Consider the following 19,987-nt stretch of genomic DNA (forward strand, 5'->3'; position numbering starts at 1 on the left):
ATTATTGCTATAATATATTCTATAGTTTAATTGATCAATATCCCCATTTAGGGCTTCAACGTAAGAAGTTAAAAGTTGAACAAATTTTAGAGAGCTATAAAAATGGTTAAAATTATTAGTCGCAAATCTTTAGGAACCCAACCAGTTTATGATATTGGCGTAGAACAATATCATAACTTTATTCTGAGTAATGGTTTAGTTGCTTCTAATTGCTTCAATAAATCCCATTCCATGGCTTATGCCTATGTCACCTATGAAACCGCTTATTTAAAAGCCAATTATCCCGTTGAATATATGGCGGCTTTATTAAGTGCTAATAGTGGGGATACGGATAAAATTCAAAAGTATATTGAATCTTGCCAAAAATCCCTCGAAATTGAGGTTATCCCCCCGGATATTAATCTTTCGGGTATGGATTTTACCCCCTCCGATAACAGTATTATTTTTGGACTTTCAGCGATTAAAAATGTAGGGGAAGGTGCGATTGAACATTTATTAGCAGAGCGTCGAGAAGGGGGAGAATTTAAAAGTTATCCTGATTTATGCGATCGCATTAATTTACAAGTTGTCAATAGCCGTGCTTTAGAAGCATTAATTAAATGTGGTGCTTTAGATAAATTGAACCCCAACCGTCGCCAAGCTATTGATCATTTAGATAAATTAATTTCTTGGGCGCAAAGTAAAGCTAAAGATCGGGCTGTTGGTCAACAAAGTATCTTTGATCTTTTAGGGGGAGGAACAAATACAATTAACACCCATGAAGATGCACCAAAACCTGCAAAACTGGAAGATTTTACAGTTCAAGAAAAACTACAATTTGAGAAAGAATTACTGGGATTTTATGTTTCTGAACATCCTTTAAAATCCATCTTAGAATCTATTATTGTAGAGGAACGAGTTACTTTATCAGAATTAACGGGTAAAAAATCAAAAGTTAAAGTCGTTGTTGTGATTACCTCGATTAAACTGCATACCACTAAAAAAGGCGATCGCATGGCATTTTTACAAATTGAAGATTTAACCGGACAAATGGAGGCGATTGTTTTCCCCCAAACCTATCAAGAAATAAAGACTTTTCCGGGTGAAAATGATGTGGTTTTAATTACAGGAAAAATTGATAAACAGGAAGATAAAACTCAGTTAATTATTGATGAATTGCAATTCGCCAATACTCTCCCTCGTCATGAAAAACTCCCAACTCCTTTATTAGAAGATTTGGAAATAGAGGAATCAGAATTTATGGTGCTTTTACATTTAAAAATTGAGGAAATTTATGATTTAACTCGCTTGCAAAAACTTCATGCACTCCTCAAAGAACAATCATCGGGTAATCAACAACAAGCTAATATTCCTATTGTGGCTACAGTGAAGGGAGAATTCCAACATAATTATAAAGGGGTTTGTTTAGGTCGTGACTTCTGGATACAAAATGCTGAAGCCACTCTGAATTCCTTAAAATCTGCTGGGTTTGATGCTGAAATTAAACCGAAAATAGAACCAACTCTTTCTTCTATTTTTTAATATTTCTCTAAAAAATGTTGAGGAAATTGTTGTTTTAAAGCAATAAAAACCGGACAGGGTTTTTGTTCTTGCTGATTTTCGGGTTTATGCCAAGTGTAGGGAGCAAAACGAGACGCAGACATCCATAAAAAACGTTTAGCTCTGGTCATGGCGACGTAGAGTAAGCGATATTCTTCGGCAATTTTTAAATCCTTGGCTTGTTCCCAAGCGGTAACAACATCAGGAATTAATTCTTGTCCGTGAGATGCGGCTCGAATTTGAGCACGAGCGACTTCAGAAAGGGTTAATTCTCCTAGAAATTTCGTTTGCGGTAAAACTCGTAAATTCCCCGGAATAGTAGACTCTTGTAAAAAGGGAAGAAACACATAATCCCAATCTAATCCTTTGGCTTTGTGCATGGTAATTAAAGTTAATTGACCGTCACGGGTGTAGGGACTTTCTTTAGAAGTTTCTTCATCAATATCAACGGGTTCAAATCGTTCTGAACTGACAATATCGTTTAAAACATCTAAAATAGTTCCCATAGAATGGCTACCAAAAGTTTTTTGACCAATGCGTTCAGCTAATTTATCGGCTGTTGCTAATTCCGTTCGTTCATAGCGCAGGGATAAGGCTAAAAAAGAGATTAATTGATAGGGAGGAAGTTCTAAACGCGCTTGCAATAATTGACAACAAAAATAACGACATTGACGAATTTCTGGAGACTGAGGCGCATCCAGTGGGCCAGGATAAAGAAATTCTTCAGGATGAATTGCTATTTTATTATAATCTAAATTCGGAATTAAATTGCGATCGCCTAAGACTTTTAACGCTAATTTTAAATAATCCGGTGAATGGGGCCGATCTAAAAATTGTAATAAGGCTAACATCTCTTCAGGAATTTTAGAATTTCGTGCCTGTTGAGACGCATCATAAATGCGGATTTTAGTTTTAAAATCTTCGGGTATCTTAATATTGTATGATTTGGGGTTATTTAAAACGTTAGAAATAAACTCTCCTTGTTTATTTTCTCGAATTAAAATAGCAAATTTTCCTTTAGGCTCATGATTAAAAATTGTTACAATCCGTTGCACAATCCACTCAACGGTTTGATAAATATCCGCAGGTTCACACAGTTCTAAGCCTCGATCATAAGCGGGTGGATTTGCATTGGGTTGAGGGTCATTCCATCCCACTAACCGAATCATTTGCTCTCGAAAAGGTTGTTCATTTCCTGCTAATTTGGAGCGATTGACCCACGATAACATATAATTAGCCGCATCAATAATAATGCAGCTACTTCTTCCTGCCTGATCCATTGTCGCTAATTTTTGTAACCGTTCACATTCATTACAAAAATTCCGAAAATAAATGGGATCAGCAGGAGTAAAAGTTGAGTTAATCGCTTGATTAGGATCACCGACTCGAACTAAATTTAAAGTCTCTAAATCATCACTAATTGACTCAGAAGACCGGGCTAAAATTCTCAAGAGTTTACTTTGCAGAGGCGTAGAATCTTGAGCTTCATCTTCAAACACAGCAAATACTTGATTTTGCCAAACTTGACGCACTGCTTGATTTTCTAAGACTTGCAAGGCAGCTAAAATCATTTCATCATAATCAATTAAATTCAGCGATCGCAATAAATTTTGATAATTTTCATATAACCCCCCAGCAATTTTTAAAATCTCATAATCATCAGGAATTTGTTCGCTAATTTGGTTTAAATCTTCCGGTTTTAACCCTGAACTTTTCGCTTCTTGAATCACTTTCCAAGCCAAATTCGGTAAAATTTCTGTTCGTAAAACTGATTGCCTCCTTAAGCGTTCTGTTTCTTCTCCATCAAATTGAACTCCCTCAATTAAGCGTTGATAATGACGAGGATTTGCAGCAATCCACTGTTCAACACAGGTGCGAGTAATGCGATTACTGGGAGTGGGTAAAATTAAAGTAACATTCTCTAAATTTAATCCCGATAATTCAGGATGCCTTAAGGCAATATTGAGAGCTAAACCATGCAAAGTATGAACAACAAATCCGCCTAAAGGTAATTTAAGTTCTTTGAGTTTTTCTATAATTTTAGCCCGAATATTAGCAGCGGCTGAACGGGTAAATGTGACAATCACTAATTGATGACGAGCGTGGAGTTGATAATGAGCGATCGCTAAAGCAGCAGCAACCGCCATTCCTGTTGATTTTCCCGCACCCGGAACCGCAGAAATCGCTAATGGCCCTCCATTCCAATCCGCCATTTGTTGTTGACCAGGACGTAAACTTTGATAAATTTCTTTAATTTTTTCGGATCGAAAAGCACGAACTTTCTCAATATTTTCTAAAGAATTCGTTGTTGTGCCATCAGAAACCGTCAATTCCGTTTCTGGGGTTGATATAGAATCGGAGGAGGAAACTTGATCCAGGTCAAAATCGTCTGTCATTTTAGGCTCAATCTTAAAGGAGTTATTAACAATAAAAGGTTAAATTAGACATATTGTTATAGGGATATCGCTTAAAATTTTATCAGGAAACAGTAAATTTTAAAAGGATATTGCTGTAATATCGGGTTCTTTTTTTGAGGAAGGTAACGCCATGAATACTAATCAAATGGGCTCTCGGACAGCATCAAAGCTAGGATTTTGTCTAGGATTAATGGTATCAGTTTTAGCTTTATCCAGTTGCAGTCAGGCGAATAAAGCGACAATGAGTTCTCCCGCTAGTGCGCCTTTAGCCCCAGCAGATACCCGCGAAATGGCTAATTCTGCACCGGAACAAACGACCCCAGAACCTAAAAAACAATCTCAACTGATTAAACGTGCTCAATTGACCTTAGTAGTGGAATCAATTCATCAAACGACAGAATCAATTACTGCTATTATCCAGAAACAGCAAGGAGATATTTTAAAATTTGAAGCTCAAAAATCTCCCGATAATAGTCAGCGTCAAACGGCTTATTTAGAGTTTAGAGTTCCTCAACAACGGTTAGAAACAACGTTAAATGCGTTAGCAAAATTAGGAACGGTGGAAAATCAAATGATTACAGCCGAGGATGTTTCCGATCAATTAGTCGATTTTCAAGCTCGACTACGAAATTTACGCAAATCGGAAGAAATGATCTTAAAAATTATGGAACGTTCGGGTTCCGTTGGGGATGTTCTCAAAGCCGCGAATGAATTAAGTACCATTCGGGAATCCATTGAACGCATTGATGCTCAATTAAGAAATTTACAAAATCAAGTTGCTTATTCCACAATTAGTTTAACCCTTGAATCGCCCGTTTCTGCTGCTTCTACTTCTGATAATTTGGGATTAAGAATACAAGAAACTTGGGGAAGCGCAACTCATACAATGGGAGAATTTACTTGGTTATTAGTAGGATTAACTTTATGGTTATTAGCCTTTAGTCCTTATTTATTGCTTCTGGGAAGCGCAGTTTATGGTTATCGTTGGTATCGTCAAAATAAAATAAAATAAAGTTAAAATCCTGAACCGTTTATAAGATTTTGGGGTAAATCGCGAGCGAGGACGCTCGCACAACTTAAAAACTCGGTTTCTTCCTAAAACTCAACCCTTAATTATTCATCAGTTTGCCAAACATCATGAATTTGATCCTCATCTAATACTTTTTTGGGGCGGACTACCAAAAGCAATTTTCCGAGTAATAAGATTGACGGGTTTTCATCAAACCATTGTAATTCTAAATACTCGGAGCCTTCTACTAAGAAATAGGCATCAGTATCCCATTCCCGTTGAGCGCGATCTACAATCATTAAAACAGGTTCCGATTTATTCGGTAAGGGATGGGGTAAATTAGCACTATTTCCTAAAATGGCAACGGGATCTTCTGCTTTCATCACCACTTGCCATCCTGGAACAGCTACCCAGGCGGCGTTTCCTGACGATTTAACCATACGAAATGTACCGATTTCTTCCATTAAAGGAACAGCATTAAAGTCCGATAATGAAATCGGAAATTCACCCGCAACTGGAATTAAACGAGGGATATCTTCTTCCGTTTCTAAACGATAAATCGGTAAACGAGGAGCAGAGCGTTTTGTCGTAACTGAAAAATCGGTTAACAGTTGTTCAATTTTTTCTCTGGCGGTTTGGGAATGAACATATTTTAACCCCTTTGCAATTAACCGTGAGCGTTGTTGTAAATCATGATGTTGTCGTGCGGCTTTCCAAGCGTAATAAGCTAAAATATCCCCAGGATGATGAGAAAAACCGTCTGGAGCAGTCGAAAATCGAGAAAATTCTTTGATTGCTTTTGCTAATTCTTTCGCTTCATCGGCATCTAATTGACGCTGATTTGCAAATTCTGAAGCCCTGACTCGTTCCGCTTGGTTCAGAATCCGAAATTCATATAAAATATCACTTCCTTTGCGTTGAAAATAAGATTGAATTTCAAGTGCTAAATTGCCTTTGACTAAAGAGCTAAAAACCTGTGCCGCCACAATCACTTGATTTTGTTGAATGGGTTCAAACCCGGTTTCCTCAAAAATTTGTTGGGGATTGTAACCGGATTTTTGTAATTGAGCACAAGCTTCACCCCACTCGACCCAATTTCCTTGTTTACGACGTAATAACTGTATTAAATTTACTGTGTCCGTCGAAGAATCTGGTGTCGCGGAGAGAGAATCAGAAGGATTCTGTGGTGTTTGAGTCATAATTATAGAGGTTAATTTTCTGGAAAACCGTCTGAAAATATCAACTTTTTGTCTGAATTTTTAATGTATCATAAAAGATGGAGAATTATAAACCTGATTTCTTCAAAATTAATAGAGCGGTACAGAAATCAGCAAAATTGTCAAATCAATTTAGAGATAACTTATCCCAGGTATGTTGGGCTGAACGTAATAAATTCTGAGATTCTTGACTAACTGTTGTTCCTGCTGGAACCTGTTCCAAGGTATTAATGATATCGGTTAATTGACTCATTAAAGCACCAATATCAGGATCTTTAGAACGAGCTAATTTTTGCCATTGAGCAATAGCAGATTTTGCTTGTTTAACTAACTCAACAGCATCTTTTTCAGTTTGTAACCGAGTTTGAGATATTCCTAAATTTGTTGTATATTCTGCTAATTTTTTCTGAGCTTCTGAATAGCTGGGGTTTTCCGTCGGAATTTGTTCTAACCGACGAATTGCCTCCTCCCATAATTTAATCAGTTGTTGCCATTCTTGAGCAGTGTGAGGCGGATTTTGAGAAGCTTTTGCAGCTTGACTTGCAAATTGCATCGCCGCATCAATTAACGTATTTCCTTTAATACTTCCCGCCACAAATCCAAGTTGTTGTTGAAAATCCCGTTGCGCTGTTGCTAACTGTTTTTGAGCTAATTTTCCTGCTAAGGTTTCGGGGGGAATTTTCTCTAATTGATCAATCGCAGTTTGCCAAACTTTAATGGTTTGTTGTTGTTCATTTCCAGGGGGAAGTTTTTGGAATTTTTGCTGTGCTTCTTGAATGGATTGTTCGGCTTTTGTATATTCCTGATAGGCATTTTGTTCTTGAAAAATTTTAGATTCCATTCGTCCTATATTCTTGCGAGCATCTTCATATTCATCGAAGGTAAATCGCCACATACAACCCATAAACGAACAATACGCTTGAGGATAATAGCCTAAAAACCAAACTGGTAATTGATCCAGATGCTTTTGAGCTTGTTTAACTTTTCCAACCCCTAATTCAATATCAGCAATGGCTGTTGCTTGATTGACTAATTGATCGGATTGTTCAACTAATGACACCGCTTGTCGATAGTTATAATCCATATTAATATAGCTCGGAAGTAATACAATGGGAAAGGTTTTAGCCACCGGAAAACGAATCATGGGATAAGGTAAATTAGCCAGAGCAACTAATCCTACAAATCCGCCTAAAACAGCCATTCCCAAAACAATTTTAGGAAAAATTCCAGGGGGACGATTCACTTTTGCTGCTTTTTTTAAAACGGATTCGCTAAAGTTAGGAAATTGATCATAAACTAAATCTTTTAATTCATCTAAAGTCAGGGAATCTCCTGATTGTAACCGCATTTTTTCTAATCGTTTTAGAACAATTTTCGCTCCCACGTCTCCAACTAAATCTTTTTGAGAACACTGTTTAACTTCTTGTTGTAAAATTTCAAAAGCTTGATCATAAAGTCGTCTCATAACTCATATCCTCTTAACTTTATAAAGCAATCCTATGAAAAGGCTTATAACAAAAATTAATCATCAAATCCAAATTCTTTCTATTCCCTATTTCCTGTTCCCTGTTCCCTGTTCCCTCTTAATTTATTGATACCGAGTTAATTCCACTCGATATCGTTGTTTTTTGGTAATCACAATATCCTTGACCTCTAAACGTCCCTTTCCCCGAATTGCAATTAAATCACCGGATTTTACTTGATAACTTGCTTGGGTGATTTCCTTCCAATTCACCCGCACATCTCCCCCATCAATTAAACTGACCATTTTGCTGCGTGACATTCCAAATCCAGCAGAAGCAACTGCATCTAAACGCATCGAAGCTTCTACCGTTGTTAAGTCTTTCTTTTTAGGTTCTTTAACCTTTAATTCACTCGGATCAATGCGCTGTGTTTTTACCGGAACAGAACGCACTTGGGTCAAATTTAATTCCAAAAAATCCGCTAATTCTGGAGTAACAATCGTTTGAGCACCACGCTCTCCTAAAACAATAATATCCCCCGTTTTATCACGGACAATTCCCGTTCCTAACATCGAACCTAAAAAGTCTCGATGGGTGGCTGGATCAAAGAGAAAATTTCCCGAAATCTCTAACACCACAACGCTAACCTGGGAAGAATCCAAAGGCAGATCAGATCGAGCAATTCCTAACCGTTTTCTTTCTGCTTGGGGATAGCCTCCCCAGGCAATCATCTGCACTTCTGTTAATCGACTAAAAACCTTTTCTGATTCCGCCAATTCAGGAGGAGACAGAAAATCCGTTAAGGTAATTTCCCACGTTTTAAGTGCTTGTTCTGCCAGATCGAGAACCCGTGCTAAACTTTCTCGATTTTCAATGCCTTTTAGAAGTTCATCTCTCGGTAACATTAGGTGATTTTAAGTGAACGGGAATAGAACAATTATTGGTATTGATGATAGCATTTTTAACAAAAGTTCAATCCATTTGGACTCGATAAACTTTTCTCCAGAATCATTAGAAATACCTAGAGACAAAAGCAACAAATCCCAGGATAGAATGGCGCCCATTTAAACTATTGTATCTCCCACCGTATAACCTTGCAGATTTTCCGGTTCTAAGGGTCTTAAAACGCGAGTGGCTCTCCGCATTAAGGTTTCTGAACCCGTGACCACCACTAAATATTTTCCAGCATTGAGGCGGTTACGATAGGGTAACGCATCCCCTCCCCCAACAATTAAACCCACGCCGCCGCCAGCGACTACACTGCCTAACCCCCCGGAAATCGCACCGAGAACCGCACCAATTAAATGATTTCCAACCTGTCCCGCCCAAGCGAAGGTATCTAATCCTGTAATTAAACTAAAGGTAAATCCTGCCACAAACCCAAAGGGAATTAACCAAGTTGCCATTAATTTCACTTGTTTAATCGCACTTTCATTGGGATCAATTAAGCCAAATTCATCCGCCGTTTTATAGCCTTTTCCTAAAATCGTGATTTGAGTTGGGGGAATTCCTTCTTTCTCTAATTCCAGATAAGCCGTTTCTGCTTGTAGGCGATCAGAGAGGACAGTCACAAGATAGTTCATAAAAGTAGGATGGGAGTGTGGAAACTCAGCGTCTTCAGACCTGAGAGGAAACACGACTCAGGGGAATTTATTCCCCGTGAATATTGGATTGGGAACCGACAAAAATTGTTTTATTTGCCGATTCCCGATTTTTTTGGGATTTCTCCCACTCCTATTGCTAGGGTAATGTTAGCTTCGCCAATGTTATCGGTCGGTAACTATCTCAAAAGCACTATTTTACCCCTCGTAAAACTGTTTAACTTTTAAGTTCCAGAGCAACAGACTAGCTACGCATCTATTGGTGGGTTCTTGAACACTTGCCGATAACGTAGTCAATTAAGACTATAGCTGGTCAGCTATCCAAAGAGGAGGCATGAAGCCCCGTCTCTTTAGAGCGGGGTGCTGACAGGAGAATCTGAAAATACACCATTAATACTATTGCTAGTCTACACAATCCTTACCCCCCTACTCCTCAAACCCAAGCTGCCTCACCTTTGCTCTCTCCCCCACCCAGAGCAAAACCAAATTTTTTCCAAGGATTCGCAGTGGATAGACCCCATTAACAGTTAAAATAACCTACTGCGGTATTTACATAGACCGTTAATTTGGGAGAGAGAATAGATCATGAAGACTCTCTCGAACATCCCCCTAGCGGATTTTGTCAGGGGGTGAGATCTCGATTCCTGCTATTGCAACCCATTTTCCTAAATCATGCCGAAGGTTCTTGTCTCCGATTCGATTGATCAAGTTGGTATAGACATCCTCTGCCAAGTCGCTCAGGTGGATGTCAGAATAGGTTTACCCCCAGAAGAACTGGTGCGGATTATTCCAGAGTATGATGCTTTGATGATCCGGTCTGGAACTCGTGTAACCCAAGAAATTATTGAAGCTGGCGATAACTTAAAAATTATTGGTCGCGCGGGTGTGGGTGTCGATAATGTAGACGTTCCCGCCGCTACCCGCAAAGGGATTGTTGTTGTCAACTCCCCCGAAGGAAATACCATTGCTGCGGCTGAACACGCTTTGGCGATGATGCTGTCTCTGTCTCGCTACATTCCCGATGCTAACCAATCTGTTAAAAGTGGAAAGTGGGATCGTAAAAGCTTCATTGGTGTAGAAGTTTATAAGAAAACCCTAGGCATTGTGGGTTTAGGTAAAATTGGTTCCCATGTCGCGACGGCGGCTAAAGCGATGGGGATGAAATTATTAGCTTATGATCCCTTTATTTCCCAAGAACGGGCGGATCAAATTGGCTGTCGGTTAGTGGACTTGGATTTGTTGATTCGCGAGTCCGATTATATTACGCTGCATATTCCCAAAACCAAAGAAACCTATCATCTGTTTAACGCGGACATCTTCTCTAAAATGAAGCCGACAGCCCGCTTAATCAACTGTGCTAGAGGGGGGGTGATTAATGAAGCCGATTTAGCCGTCGCCTTAACAAATGGCCAACTAGCCGGGGCTGCCCTCGATGTCTTTGAGAACGAACCCCTAGAAGCCGATTCTCCTCTGCGGGAATTGGGATCTAAAATTGTGCTCACCCCTCACCTGGGAGCCTCTACAGAGGAAGCCCAAGTCAATGTGGCGATCGATGTTGCCGAACAAATTCGGGATGTGTTACTGGGCTTACCAGCCCGCTCTGCGGTGAATATTCCAGGGTTGTATCCCGATGTTTTGGAAAAACTCAAACCCTATCTGCAACTGGCTGAAACCCTAGGTAATTTAGTCGGTCAGTTAGCCGGAGGTCGGGTAGACTTCCTGGATGTGCGGTTGCAAGGGGAACTGGCTGGAACCAATAGCCAAGCGGTGGTTGTGGCAGCCCTCAAAGGGTTACTGTCCAAAGCTTTACGCGAACGGGTGAACTATGTTAACGCCAGTATTGAAGCCAAAGAACGGGGAATTCGAGTGATTGAAACCCGTGATGCTGCCTTGACGGACTACACGGGATCACTGCATTTAGAAGCGAAGGGCTCATTAGGTAGTCATTCGGTGACGGGAGCTTTATTAGGGGATCAGGAAATTCGGATTACCAGTGTTGACGATTTCCCGATTAACGTGCCCCCGACCCGCTTTATGTTATTTACGCTTCACCGGGATATGCCGGGAATTATTGGCAAAATTGGCTCCCTTTTGGGCAGTTTTAATGTCAATATTGCCAGTATGCAAGTCGGACGTAAAATCGTTCGGGGTGAAGCTGTTATGGTTTTAAGCCTTGATGATCCCTTACCTGAAGGACTGCTGGCGGAAATCATGAAAGTTTCTGGTATCCGCGACGCTTATACGGTAACGCTTTAATCAGTAATCAGTTATCAGTCATCAGTTATCAGTGGCAGCCATTGACCGTTGATTAACTTTTTACCCGGACGAATCGCCTAGGATATCAACTCGCGATTGTTAAGTCTAATGAGTGGGTAGAAACGGGCGATCGCAAATCTCTACACTGATGACTGATGACTGATGACTGATAACTGATAACTGATAACTGATTATGGCTAATAGTTGGTGGGAAATTAAAGTATTGTGTGATCCGACGCTAGAGGATGCGGTCTTTTGGCGGTTGGAATCCTTTGGTTGTCGGGGAACAGCTTGTCAAATTAAAAATAATTCCTGCCTGATATCGGCTTATTTACCTGAAGAAAAAGCCCATTTACTGGATTTAGCAGCGCTTTCTTTATTGTTGCGTCAAGATGCTCTGTGCTTAGAAATCCCCATTCCTGCGGTAACTTGGGATTTAATTGATGAGCAGGACTGGTCAACGGCTTGGAAACAACATTGGGAACCGACCCCTATTGGCGATCGCTTTTTAATTTATCCAGCTTGGTTAACCTTACCCGAACATTGTGATCGAATTTTATTACGCTTAGATCCAGGGGTTGCCTTCGGAACCGGAACCCACGCCACGACTCAACTGTGTTTAGAATCTTTAGAAATGCGATTAGGGGGAGAACCCACCCAAGCGGTGATTGCAGATATTGGTTGTGGTTCGGGTATTTTATCAATTGGGGCAATTTTATTAGGCGCATCAAAGGTTTATGCGGCTGATAATGATCCGTTAGCGACTCGTTCTACGAAAGAAAATTGTGAATTAAACCAAATTCCACCGGAAAAAATTATTATTCAAGATGGAAGTATAGAACAGATCATTTCGGTGGCAGAACAACCAGTTGATGGTATTGTTTGTAATATTTTAGCAGAAGTTATTATTGATTTAATTCCTCAATTTAATGCGATCTCTAAGAAAAATACTTGGGCGGTTTTAAGCGGTATTTTAATGGATCAAGCTAAACCCATTGCAGATACTTTAGAGCAAAATGGTTGGGTTGTCGCTACCTTATGGCGTCGGCAAGAATGGTGTTGTTTTAATATTCGGCGATCTTAATCAGTTATCAGTTATCAGTTATCAGTTATCAGTTATCAGTTATCAGTTATCAGTTATCAGTTATCAGTTATCAGTTATCAGTTATCAGTTTACTGGTTTCTGGAAATATTGGCAAGGGAATGATCGGGGTTGATTTCTACAATTAAATTAACTAACTTAGGATTTTTAATTAATGGATTTATAAATAATTCGGGATGTAGGGCTTTCCAAAAATAATCAACAAATTGACTGATTTCTGCATCGCTCATGCCTGATTTTCCGGTTGAAATCATGTCATGTTCAGCTTGAATTCTCCATTGTTTTGATAGTTTATAATCGATCGGATTTAAAATCATTAATTGATCTAATTTTTCCCATAAAGGAATATATTGTTTTAACTGTTCATTCATATCCCTGGCAAATTGTTGATCGGTGAGGGTAATAATGGGTTCAGGTGCAGAATTAAATTGTTGTGGATCAATGGGTCTACATCCCACGAACCAGCCTTCAAATAAAATAATATCAATTCCTGTAACAAATTCCGATGAAATGCGATCACCTGCACCCTGCCATAATGACTTATCAAATCGAGGAATAGCAATGGTTTGATTCGGTAAGGGTTGACGCAATTGTTCTAACACCTGTATTGCCAATTCAACATCATGGGTTCCAGGTGGCCCCCGCCAAATTAACCGGGGATCGACCCTTTGTAACTGTTGACGTTCTAAATAAGTTTTATACAGATCGTCTAAGGACAAGCTGATTGTGTCATAGTGAAAAAGAGACAAAATCTGAGTTAAGACTTTCGCTAGAGTTGTTTTCCCTGTCCCTTGTCCTCCTAATATTCCTTGAACCAGAGGACGACCTAACTGTTGACGAGACTCAGCCAGTTGGGTCGCAAACGGAAGCCAAAACTTCCAGAGGGTTTCTAACTGTTGGGATAATATAGGGAAATCAAGATTCTCTTGAAAAAGTCTATAAAAAAGATGCGATCGCCCTTGTAATTTCCGCCTAATATTTTCCGGTGTGATTCCCCACAATATCGCTTGTTTAGAATCAGACAGTTCCCACTGTTCTAAAAGCTCTAAATCTGTGGAATGGGGGGGTTGTCCATCAGCCCAAGCTTGCAAAATTTCTATCATAGACAATCACAGAAACATAAAAAATGTTAGTTTTATGAACCCAACATGAATGCTAACAAAAATAACCCATAACACAAACCCATTTTGAGTGCATTCAGGTTTTCAACCCAAAAGGATTGTCGCAAACGGTTGGGACTACTGTAGGCTAACCAGTTGACCCCTTCTACTAGGATAGAGACCATTAAAGCCACAGTTACATCTATATTTGCATTTTGTCCCGCAATTGCAGAAATAGCCAGTGCTAGGGCAAAACCAAATAACAAACTAATGATGAGGAGCGAAATCCGTCGCCAAGGATTTAACAACCATCGTCGGAGTAGTGCATTGATAACAGTTACAAGCCGATTGAGACGGGTATTTTGCATAAAAGACGGTGTAGAGAGTAATGGAATTAATGAGCGGGTTTAAAACGAAAGATTATGAAAGCTAAACTGTATCCAGCCTTTCTAATTACTGGAACTATTTTATTAACTTTAATTAGTTTAAGGCAATTCTTATTTCGCTATTGTGTCCAGTCAACGGAACGAAAATCTTCCGAACAGGTGGCCTTATCTCTCTCAGCCCCCCTCTCAACAACGTTTCCTAAAACCTCTATTCCAGCGCCACCTGCGTCAGAAAGACCCCCTGTTCCTTCTCCCAAATTGGGGAATAATCCCCCCAAACTGTCACCTCCTGCCATTTCCACAAACCATCACCAAGGGTCATTCCGAGTCAGTAACCTCACGGAACATCCGGTGCGTGTAGCCTTACTCACTCGTTCATCTGTGGGCAACACCGAACCCGTCCATTGGGATTTTGCGCCGGAAGAAGGCAGTCAAGAAGGGTTGATTTTGTCCCTCCCAGAAAAAGATTTAATTCTCAAATCTGGCGATATTTTGATTGTTTTTGCACCGGATGGTTCTCGCTATTACTGGGGGCCTTATATTGTCGGGGAAACCCCCTTCCCAGTCTGGAAGCCTGAAAGTAAGGAATGGCAGTTGGTCATACAACCCACTAGGACACTGGATGAATTTTCATCTGGAAAATAGGCAATAGTAAGATTATTTCGGTTGCCCAAATAGGTGATAATAACTAATTGATATATTGAGTTGGGTGTTAGTCAACAGCCAACAGTCAACAGTTACCACCTGTGTCCTTCCCCCATGAAACTAAGTTCAGATCGAGAGATTAAAACCCTTTTTTCAAATCAAATTAAAACCCGTTGGTTTCCATTTCTCCTGGCGATTTTGGGGTTGGGTTTAATCAGTGGGTTGGCTTTTTTTCAGAATTTAGGAAATCTGGGTTTATTGGATGAAACCGAACCTTTATTTGCAGAAGCTGCCCGTCAAATGTTAGTTACAGGGGATTGGATTACCCCGTATTTTAATGAAGAAACTCGTTTCGATAAACCGCCTTTAATTTATTGGTTAATGGCAATTGCTTATCAAATAGTTGGGGTCAATGAATGGGGGGTTCGTCTGCCTTCGGCAGTTTCGGCTTTTATTCTAATTGGTTTGGGATTTTATACGTTAAGTTATTATGTTCAGAAAACGCAATTTTATACCGTTAAGAAACAAGAAATACAAGGCTTAATTTCTCCCAGTTATAAACCTCGTTTCAGGACAGTTCTTTTGCATCCTTTACCTTGGATGGGGGCTATATTGATGGCTTTTAATCCTGAAATTGTGGCTTGGGCAAGAATTGGCGTTTCGGATATGTTATTAACAGGTTGTATGGGGTCAGCTTTATTGGCTTTTTTTCTAGGATATGCAACTGATGAAGCGAAAATATCTGAGTCAGAATTTAAAGAATATCCTAATGTAGGGTTTAAAAATTTAACTCTACCCCAAAATCGAGTAAATTATTGGTATTTAGCTTTTTATATTTTAATAGCCTTAGCGGTTTTAACCAAAGGCCCTGTGGGAATTGTTTTACCTATTTTAATTATTGGTTCATTTTTAATTTATATTGGAAAAGGATACCAAGTTTTACAAGAAATGCGTCTTTGGCAAGGAAGCTTAATTTTTTTTGTGATGACTCTGCCTTGGTATATTTTAGTCACTTTGATTAATGGTCAAAGCTATATTAATTCGTTTTTTGGTTATCACAATTTTGAACGATTTACCAGCGTTGTTAATCGCCATGCGGCTCCTTGGTATTTCTATTTTATTGTGGTTTTAATAGGGTTTGCTCCATTTTCTGTTTATTTACCTATTGCGATCGCTTCAACAAAATTTTGGAAACGCCGATCTTGGAAACGTCAATCTCGAATTCAACAATTGCCATTATTTGTTGTTTTTTGGTTTGCTGTAATTTTTATCTTTTTTACTGTAGCTGTTACTAAGCTTCCCAGTTATATTTTACCTTTGATAAGCTGTTGTGTATTTAAACTGTGATTATAGCATTACCTTTGTTTTTAAGTTTACGTCCCCATTTAATAGATAACTGTCCTTCATTTAAAAGCTGATGTAATAAACACTCTAGCTCATCAACTGATTTAAAGAGTCGATGAGCTATATATTCTTTAGCTGAATGCCAGACTAATTCAATTAAATTATAATCTGGACTATATGCTGGAAGAAATTCTAAATAGACATTCGGCATTTCTGCTTTAATTTTTTCTAGGTACTCTTCTTTTTTGTGAAAACTTGCATTGTCAAGAATAATCAGGATCTTAGCTCCTTTTTCTACAAATTCTTCTGCTTGATTTCCCGCTAATACCCATTCATAAATTAGCTCTTGATAAAAACTTTTTAACACTTGATAAAAATTATCTGCATTTCCTTTATCCAGAAATTCTACAAATCTTTTTTTATCCGAGTACCTCAATCCTCCCATCACATTAACTCTTCCTTTCCTCCTGTCTCCTCTAATCTGTTTCCTCTTCCCTTTTTTACACCAATTCTTTCTTTTTATCACTCTTAAATTAAATCCACTTTCATCCCAAAACCATACCTGTAATTGTTCTGGACTTTCTTTTGCTATTTTCAAATATTCTTCTATTTTATCTTTAAATAATTTTCTTTTTTCTGGATCTCTTTTCTCTTCTAAGCTATACTTTGCCCACAAATAAACATACTTTTTTTCCTTTAATATCTTTCTCACTTGTGAACTACTTAATTTGATTCCTGTGATTTGTTCTAAATAAGTTGCCAATCTTTCTCCTGTCCATCTCCCAAATTCATATCCTAATTCTTCCGGTTCTTTTTCTACTGTTTCTAATAATATCTCTATATATTTGTCTGTGGCTTTTCTATAATTTCCTTTCATTCTTTCATCTTTTAGGCTTTCTAATTTGTCAGGGTCTCCATGTACACACCAATAACATACTTTGTTTAATGAGCAGCCCAAAAACTTGGCAATTTCACTTTGCTTTTTACCATCATTTAGCAATAATAAAATCAAGATTCTTTCTCGGATTTGTCCATTTTCTTCCTCTTTCAATCTTTTCTGTAGTTTCTCTACTTGCTTTTCATTTAAATGATTTTTAGCAGGCATCTTTTGATTGATTTTTCTAAACTTGGTTTTTCATTATACCCTATTTAGATGCTTAACAGCTTACCAGCTTCAGCTTTATTAATTTCTCTATTTTGGCACAATCTAATAAAAAACAATCATCTTGTTAATCCTAATGTTAGTTTAGCTGGTGCTATTCCTAAAGCGTTTTCTCTATCTATCATTTTCAATATTATATTGGTTTTTAGTGCTTCAATTGTTAGTTATTTTAGTAAAAACCTGCTAGGATATGATGCAGATATGCCCAATTTTAGAACGGATTTACAAACCTCTGGACTCCTAAATCGATCTGCTTTAATCTGGGGAATAACCACAATAGGAATAATCATAAGTGGGTGGAAACGGCGAATTTCAGGAATTTTTATCGTTAATATTTTAGGATTTATTGTGTTTTTTATCTGGGCAGCAACTCCTACCTATAGTTTACTTGATCACCATCGTCAAGAACCTTTAAGACATCTCGCCCAAACCGTTGTACAAGAGCGAAAATTAGGAGAAGAATTAATGATGGTTGGCTTTAAAAAACCCAGTTTAGTTTTTTATACTCAACATCCGGTTCAATACGCTCCTGAACTGACTGATGCGATTAACTATATTAACAGTCCAGAGGTTGAAAATTCTTCCCCTAAAACCCTTTTAATTCTTGGACATCCTCGTGAATTAACGAATATTAGATTAAAACCTAATCAATATAAAATTATTGATCAAGCGGGTTCCTATCAACTCATTCGAGCTAATATAGGGAGGAGGGAACAGGGAACAGGGAACAGGGAATAGTAAGGATTGAAAGGGTTTTAGGATTTAGAATTTTCAAACACTTTAATGGGTAATGCTATAAAATCTAATAACAGTTTTCACATTCTTTCTTTGTAACTTGATGACGATATTGAAACATATCTTCTAAACGACTATTGACCCACCAGCCTAATATTTTTTCTGCCAATTCTCCGCCGGGTAGAGAATAAGTAATGTTATCGGTGAGGCGAGTTTTACCATTTTCAGAAACAAATTGATGTCGATGTACCCAACTTTCTACAATTCCTTCTTGTTGTTCATCGGTAAATAACTCAAAGGGTTTACATTCGGTATGAAGTGCTACCCATCGCACCGGAATAAACCCTAATAATATTCTAAATTCCGAAATTGCCCCTACATCTAAACCCCCTTCTCGACGCACAATTTCTACGGGTTGCCAAGGAGGAGTTAACAATTGCAATATATCCGGTCGGGTATGAAACTCCCAAACGACTTCTACAGGCGCATTAATCAGGGAAGAATAGTGAAAGTGCTGCATAAATGTTCTACAATTATAAGAGTTGTTAGTTCTCGATTAACAGCCAATAGTCAACAGTCAACCATTAACAATTAACAATTAGCAATTAACAGTGATTGATTTTTCAGAACAAAATCCCGAAGCTGTACTTAATTTAGTGTTAACTCAGTTAGAACAGGGAGATTTTCAACAGCGATGGGAAATCAGTAAAATTTTACCTGATTTAGGAACCATTGCCCTAGAGCCTTTGCTGAATATTTTACAAGATGAAACGACTGATGTAGAAATGCGTTGGTTTGTGGCTCGAATTTTGGGACAGTTTAAATCAGAATTAGTGGTTGAGCCCTTAATTAATTTGCTAAAAACTGATAAAATAGAGGCAACAGAAGAAGAACTATCACTTCAGGAAATAACGGCTATTACGTTAGCCAGTTTAGGAACTTCAGCCATTAAACCCCTCATGGAATTATTACAAAAAGAGGAGTCTAAACGATTAGCTACATTTGCCTTAGCTCAAATTCGTCATTCTGAAATTATTACCCCCTTATTAACGGTTGTAAATGATTCTAATCCTGAGATTCGCGCGATCGCAATTGAAGCATTAGGAAGTTTTCATGATCCCAGAGTCATTCCGGTTTTATTAGAGGCTTTAAATGATCCCGTTGGTCATGTTAGAAAAGAAGCGGTTATCGGATTAGGGGTAAGAATAGATTTATTAGACAATATTAATTTAGTCGAAAAACTTAAACCGTTATTATGGGATATTCGACCAGAAGTTTGCCAACAAGCTCAACTCGCTTTATCCCGTTTAAAAACAGATGAAGCAGCAACAGCATTATTTGAACAAGTACAATCTTCTAATGTTCCCCTATCTTTAAAAATAGATGGGGTTCGTTCATTGGGATGGATTGAAACGCCTCAAAGTTTAAAATTTTTAGAGGAAATTATTTTCAGCTTCCATCCTGAATTTAATCTGAATGCCCCTAGTCTTACACCTGTAGAAATTACTTTAATTCAAGAAATTATTCAGGGGATAGGACGGATTGAAACCATAGAATTACGAGAACAAGCGACTCAAATTTTAATTAATTTAATTAATCGTAATCATCCTGCTATTTCTGATCTTAAAATTAAACAATTAATTGCAGTAGGATTAGGAAAATTAGGATTAATATCTGCTCTTGATCCCTTAATTCAACTTTTAGCTGATCCCCAACCTTCAGTTCGATACCATTGTATTTCGGCTTTTAAGCAAATTAAATGTGAACAAACTTATCAATATTTACAACATTTATTAAATCAAGATAATATCAATCTTGATATCAAACAAGAGATTTTAAAAGCGTTATCCGAATGGTAAATTAAATAAAGAAGCTTTTCAGGGGTTACTCCAATTCTTGATCAATTCCGAGGTTTAGGATGAAATTATCAAAGCTGTATCAATCTCTACTAAATGGAATGAGTAAATCTATTATTGTTGATCAGTAATCAGTCATCTAACTGTTTACTGAT

At 38.2% G+C, this 19,987-nt stretch carries 16 protein-coding genes and 1 pseudogene; 8 read left to right on the forward strand and 9 right to left on the reverse strand.

The window, feature by feature from the left end; genetic code table 11:
• The first annotated feature begins 102 nt into the window (after positions 1-102).
• Positions 103-1,521 carry an OB-fold nucleic acid binding domain-containing protein gene (locus NMK36_RS01855; protein WP_254172857.1) on the forward strand — a complete coding sequence of 473 codons (1,419 nt, stop codon included), beginning with the start codon at positions 103-105 and terminating at the stop codon, positions 1,519-1,521.
• Here NMK36_RS01855 and NMK36_RS01860 read toward each other — a convergent pair.
• The gene (locus NMK36_RS01860; protein WP_072716916.1) at positions 1,518-3,935 is read right to left on the reverse strand and encodes an ATP-dependent helicase; all 2,418 of its coding nucleotides are present in this window, start codon (positions 3,933-3,935) and stop codon (positions 1,518-1,520) included. The genes NMK36_RS01855 and NMK36_RS01860 overlap by 4 nt on opposite strands.
• Positions 3,936-4,086: 151 nt before the next feature.
• On the opposite strand from NMK36_RS01860, the gene NMK36_RS01865 reads away from it, so the two are divergent.
• Positions 4,087-4,968: a DUF4349 domain-containing protein gene (locus NMK36_RS01865; protein ID WP_083579838.1), complete on the forward strand. Its 882-nt coding sequence runs from the start codon at positions 4,087-4,089 to the stop codon at positions 4,966-4,968.
• 101 nt (positions 4,969-5,069) lie between these two features.
• On the opposite strand, the gene NMK36_RS01870 is transcribed toward NMK36_RS01865, so the two are convergent.
• The 4 genes from NMK36_RS01870 to NMK36_RS01885 form a co-directional block, all read right to left on the reverse strand.
• Entirely contained in the window at positions 5,070-6,164 is a 1,095-nt protein-coding gene (locus tag NMK36_RS01870; RefSeq protein ID WP_254172858.1) for a RuBisCO accumulation factor 1, read from the reverse strand.
• A 145-nt stretch (positions 6,165-6,309) separates the two neighbouring features.
• Complete coding sequence (locus NMK36_RS01875; RefSeq protein WP_254172859.1) at positions 6,310-7,647, reverse strand: hypothetical protein; 1,338 nt, start codon at positions 7,645-7,647, stop codon at positions 6,310-6,312.
• 123 nt (positions 7,648-7,770) lie between these two features.
• The gene (locus NMK36_RS01880) at positions 7,771-8,550 is read right to left on the reverse strand and encodes a photosystem II S4 domain protein (RefSeq protein ID WP_254172860.1); all 780 of its coding nucleotides are present in this window, start codon (positions 8,548-8,550) and stop codon (positions 7,771-7,773) included.
• 159 nt (positions 8,551-8,709) lie between these two features.
• The gene (locus NMK36_RS01885) at positions 8,710-9,228 is read right to left on the reverse strand and encodes a hypothetical protein (RefSeq protein ID WP_072716920.1); all 519 of its coding nucleotides are present in this window, start codon (positions 9,226-9,228) and stop codon (positions 8,710-8,712) included.
• Positions 9,229-9,918: 690 nt separating this feature from the next.
• On the opposite strand from NMK36_RS01885, the gene serA reads away from it, so the two are divergent.
• Together serA and prmA are read left to right on the forward strand one after the other, a co-directional pair.
• Positions 9,919-11,502 (forward strand): phosphoglycerate dehydrogenase, encoded by a 1,584-nt coding sequence (gene serA / locus NMK36_RS01890; protein ID WP_072716922.1) that lies wholly within the window; start codon positions 9,919-9,921, stop codon positions 11,500-11,502.
• Between the two features lie 193 nt (positions 11,503-11,695).
• A complete protein-coding gene (gene prmA / locus NMK36_RS01895; protein ID WP_254172861.1) occupies positions 11,696-12,586 on the forward strand; it encodes a 50S ribosomal protein L11 methyltransferase in 891 nt (296 codons plus the stop codon).
• Positions 12,587-12,675: 89 nt separating this feature from the next.
• Here prmA and NMK36_RS01900 read toward each other — a convergent pair whose 3' ends face one another.
• Both NMK36_RS01900 and NMK36_RS01905 read right to left on the reverse strand, forming a co-directional pair.
• Positions 12,676-13,707, reverse strand: coding sequence for a glycerate kinase (locus tag NMK36_RS01900; protein WP_254172862.1), 1,032 nt, complete (start codon positions 13,705-13,707; stop codon positions 12,676-12,678).
• Between the two features lie 32 nt (positions 13,708-13,739).
• The gene (locus NMK36_RS01905) at positions 13,740-14,072 is read right to left on the reverse strand and encodes a DUF565 domain-containing protein (RefSeq protein WP_072716925.1); all 333 of its coding nucleotides are present in this window, start codon (positions 14,070-14,072) and stop codon (positions 13,740-13,742) included.
• Between the two features lie 54 nt (positions 14,073-14,126).
• On the opposite strand from NMK36_RS01905, the gene NMK36_RS01910 reads away from it, so the two are divergent.
• The gene (locus NMK36_RS01910; protein ID WP_072716926.1) at positions 14,127-14,735 is read left to right on the forward strand and encodes a hypothetical protein; all 609 of its coding nucleotides are present in this window, start codon (positions 14,127-14,129) and stop codon (positions 14,733-14,735) included.
• Between the two features lie 114 nt (positions 14,736-14,849).
• Positions 14,850-16,058 (forward strand): annotated as a pseudogene (locus NMK36_RS01915) (ArnT family glycosyltransferase); the annotation flags it as partial.
• Between the two features lie 13 nt (positions 16,059-16,071).
• On the opposite strand, the gene NMK36_RS01920 reads toward NMK36_RS01915, so the two are convergent.
• Positions 16,072-17,184: an IS630 family transposase gene (locus NMK36_RS01920; protein ID WP_254172743.1), complete on the reverse strand. Its 1,113-nt coding sequence runs from the start codon at positions 17,182-17,184 to the stop codon at positions 16,072-16,074.
• Between the two features lie 48 nt (positions 17,185-17,232).
• Here NMK36_RS01920 and NMK36_RS01925 point away from each other — a divergent pair, with 48 nt between their 5' ends.
• Positions 17,233-17,979, forward strand: a complete 747-nt coding sequence (locus NMK36_RS01925) for a hypothetical protein (RefSeq protein WP_254172863.1) — start codon at positions 17,233-17,235, stop codon at positions 17,977-17,979.
• A gap of 64 nt (positions 17,980-18,043) precedes the next feature.
• Here the strand turns inward: NMK36_RS01925 and NMK36_RS01930 are convergent, their stop codons facing one another.
• Positions 18,044-18,496 (reverse strand): SRPBCC family protein, encoded by a 453-nt coding sequence (locus tag NMK36_RS01930; protein WP_254172864.1) that lies wholly within the window; start codon positions 18,494-18,496, stop codon positions 18,044-18,046.
• 91 nt (positions 18,497-18,587) lie between these two features.
• Here NMK36_RS01930 and NMK36_RS01935 point away from each other — a divergent pair, with 91 nt between their 5' ends.
• Complete coding sequence (locus tag NMK36_RS01935; RefSeq protein ID WP_254172865.1) at positions 18,588-19,835, forward strand: HEAT repeat domain-containing protein; 1,248 nt, start codon at positions 18,588-18,590, stop codon at positions 19,833-19,835.
• Positions 19,836-19,987: the final 152 nt, after the last annotated feature.

Source organism: Planktothrix pseudagardhii (genome assembly GCF_904830925.1).
GTDB lineage: Bacteria > Cyanobacteriota > Cyanobacteriia > Cyanobacteriales > Microcoleaceae > Planktothrix > Planktothrix tepida.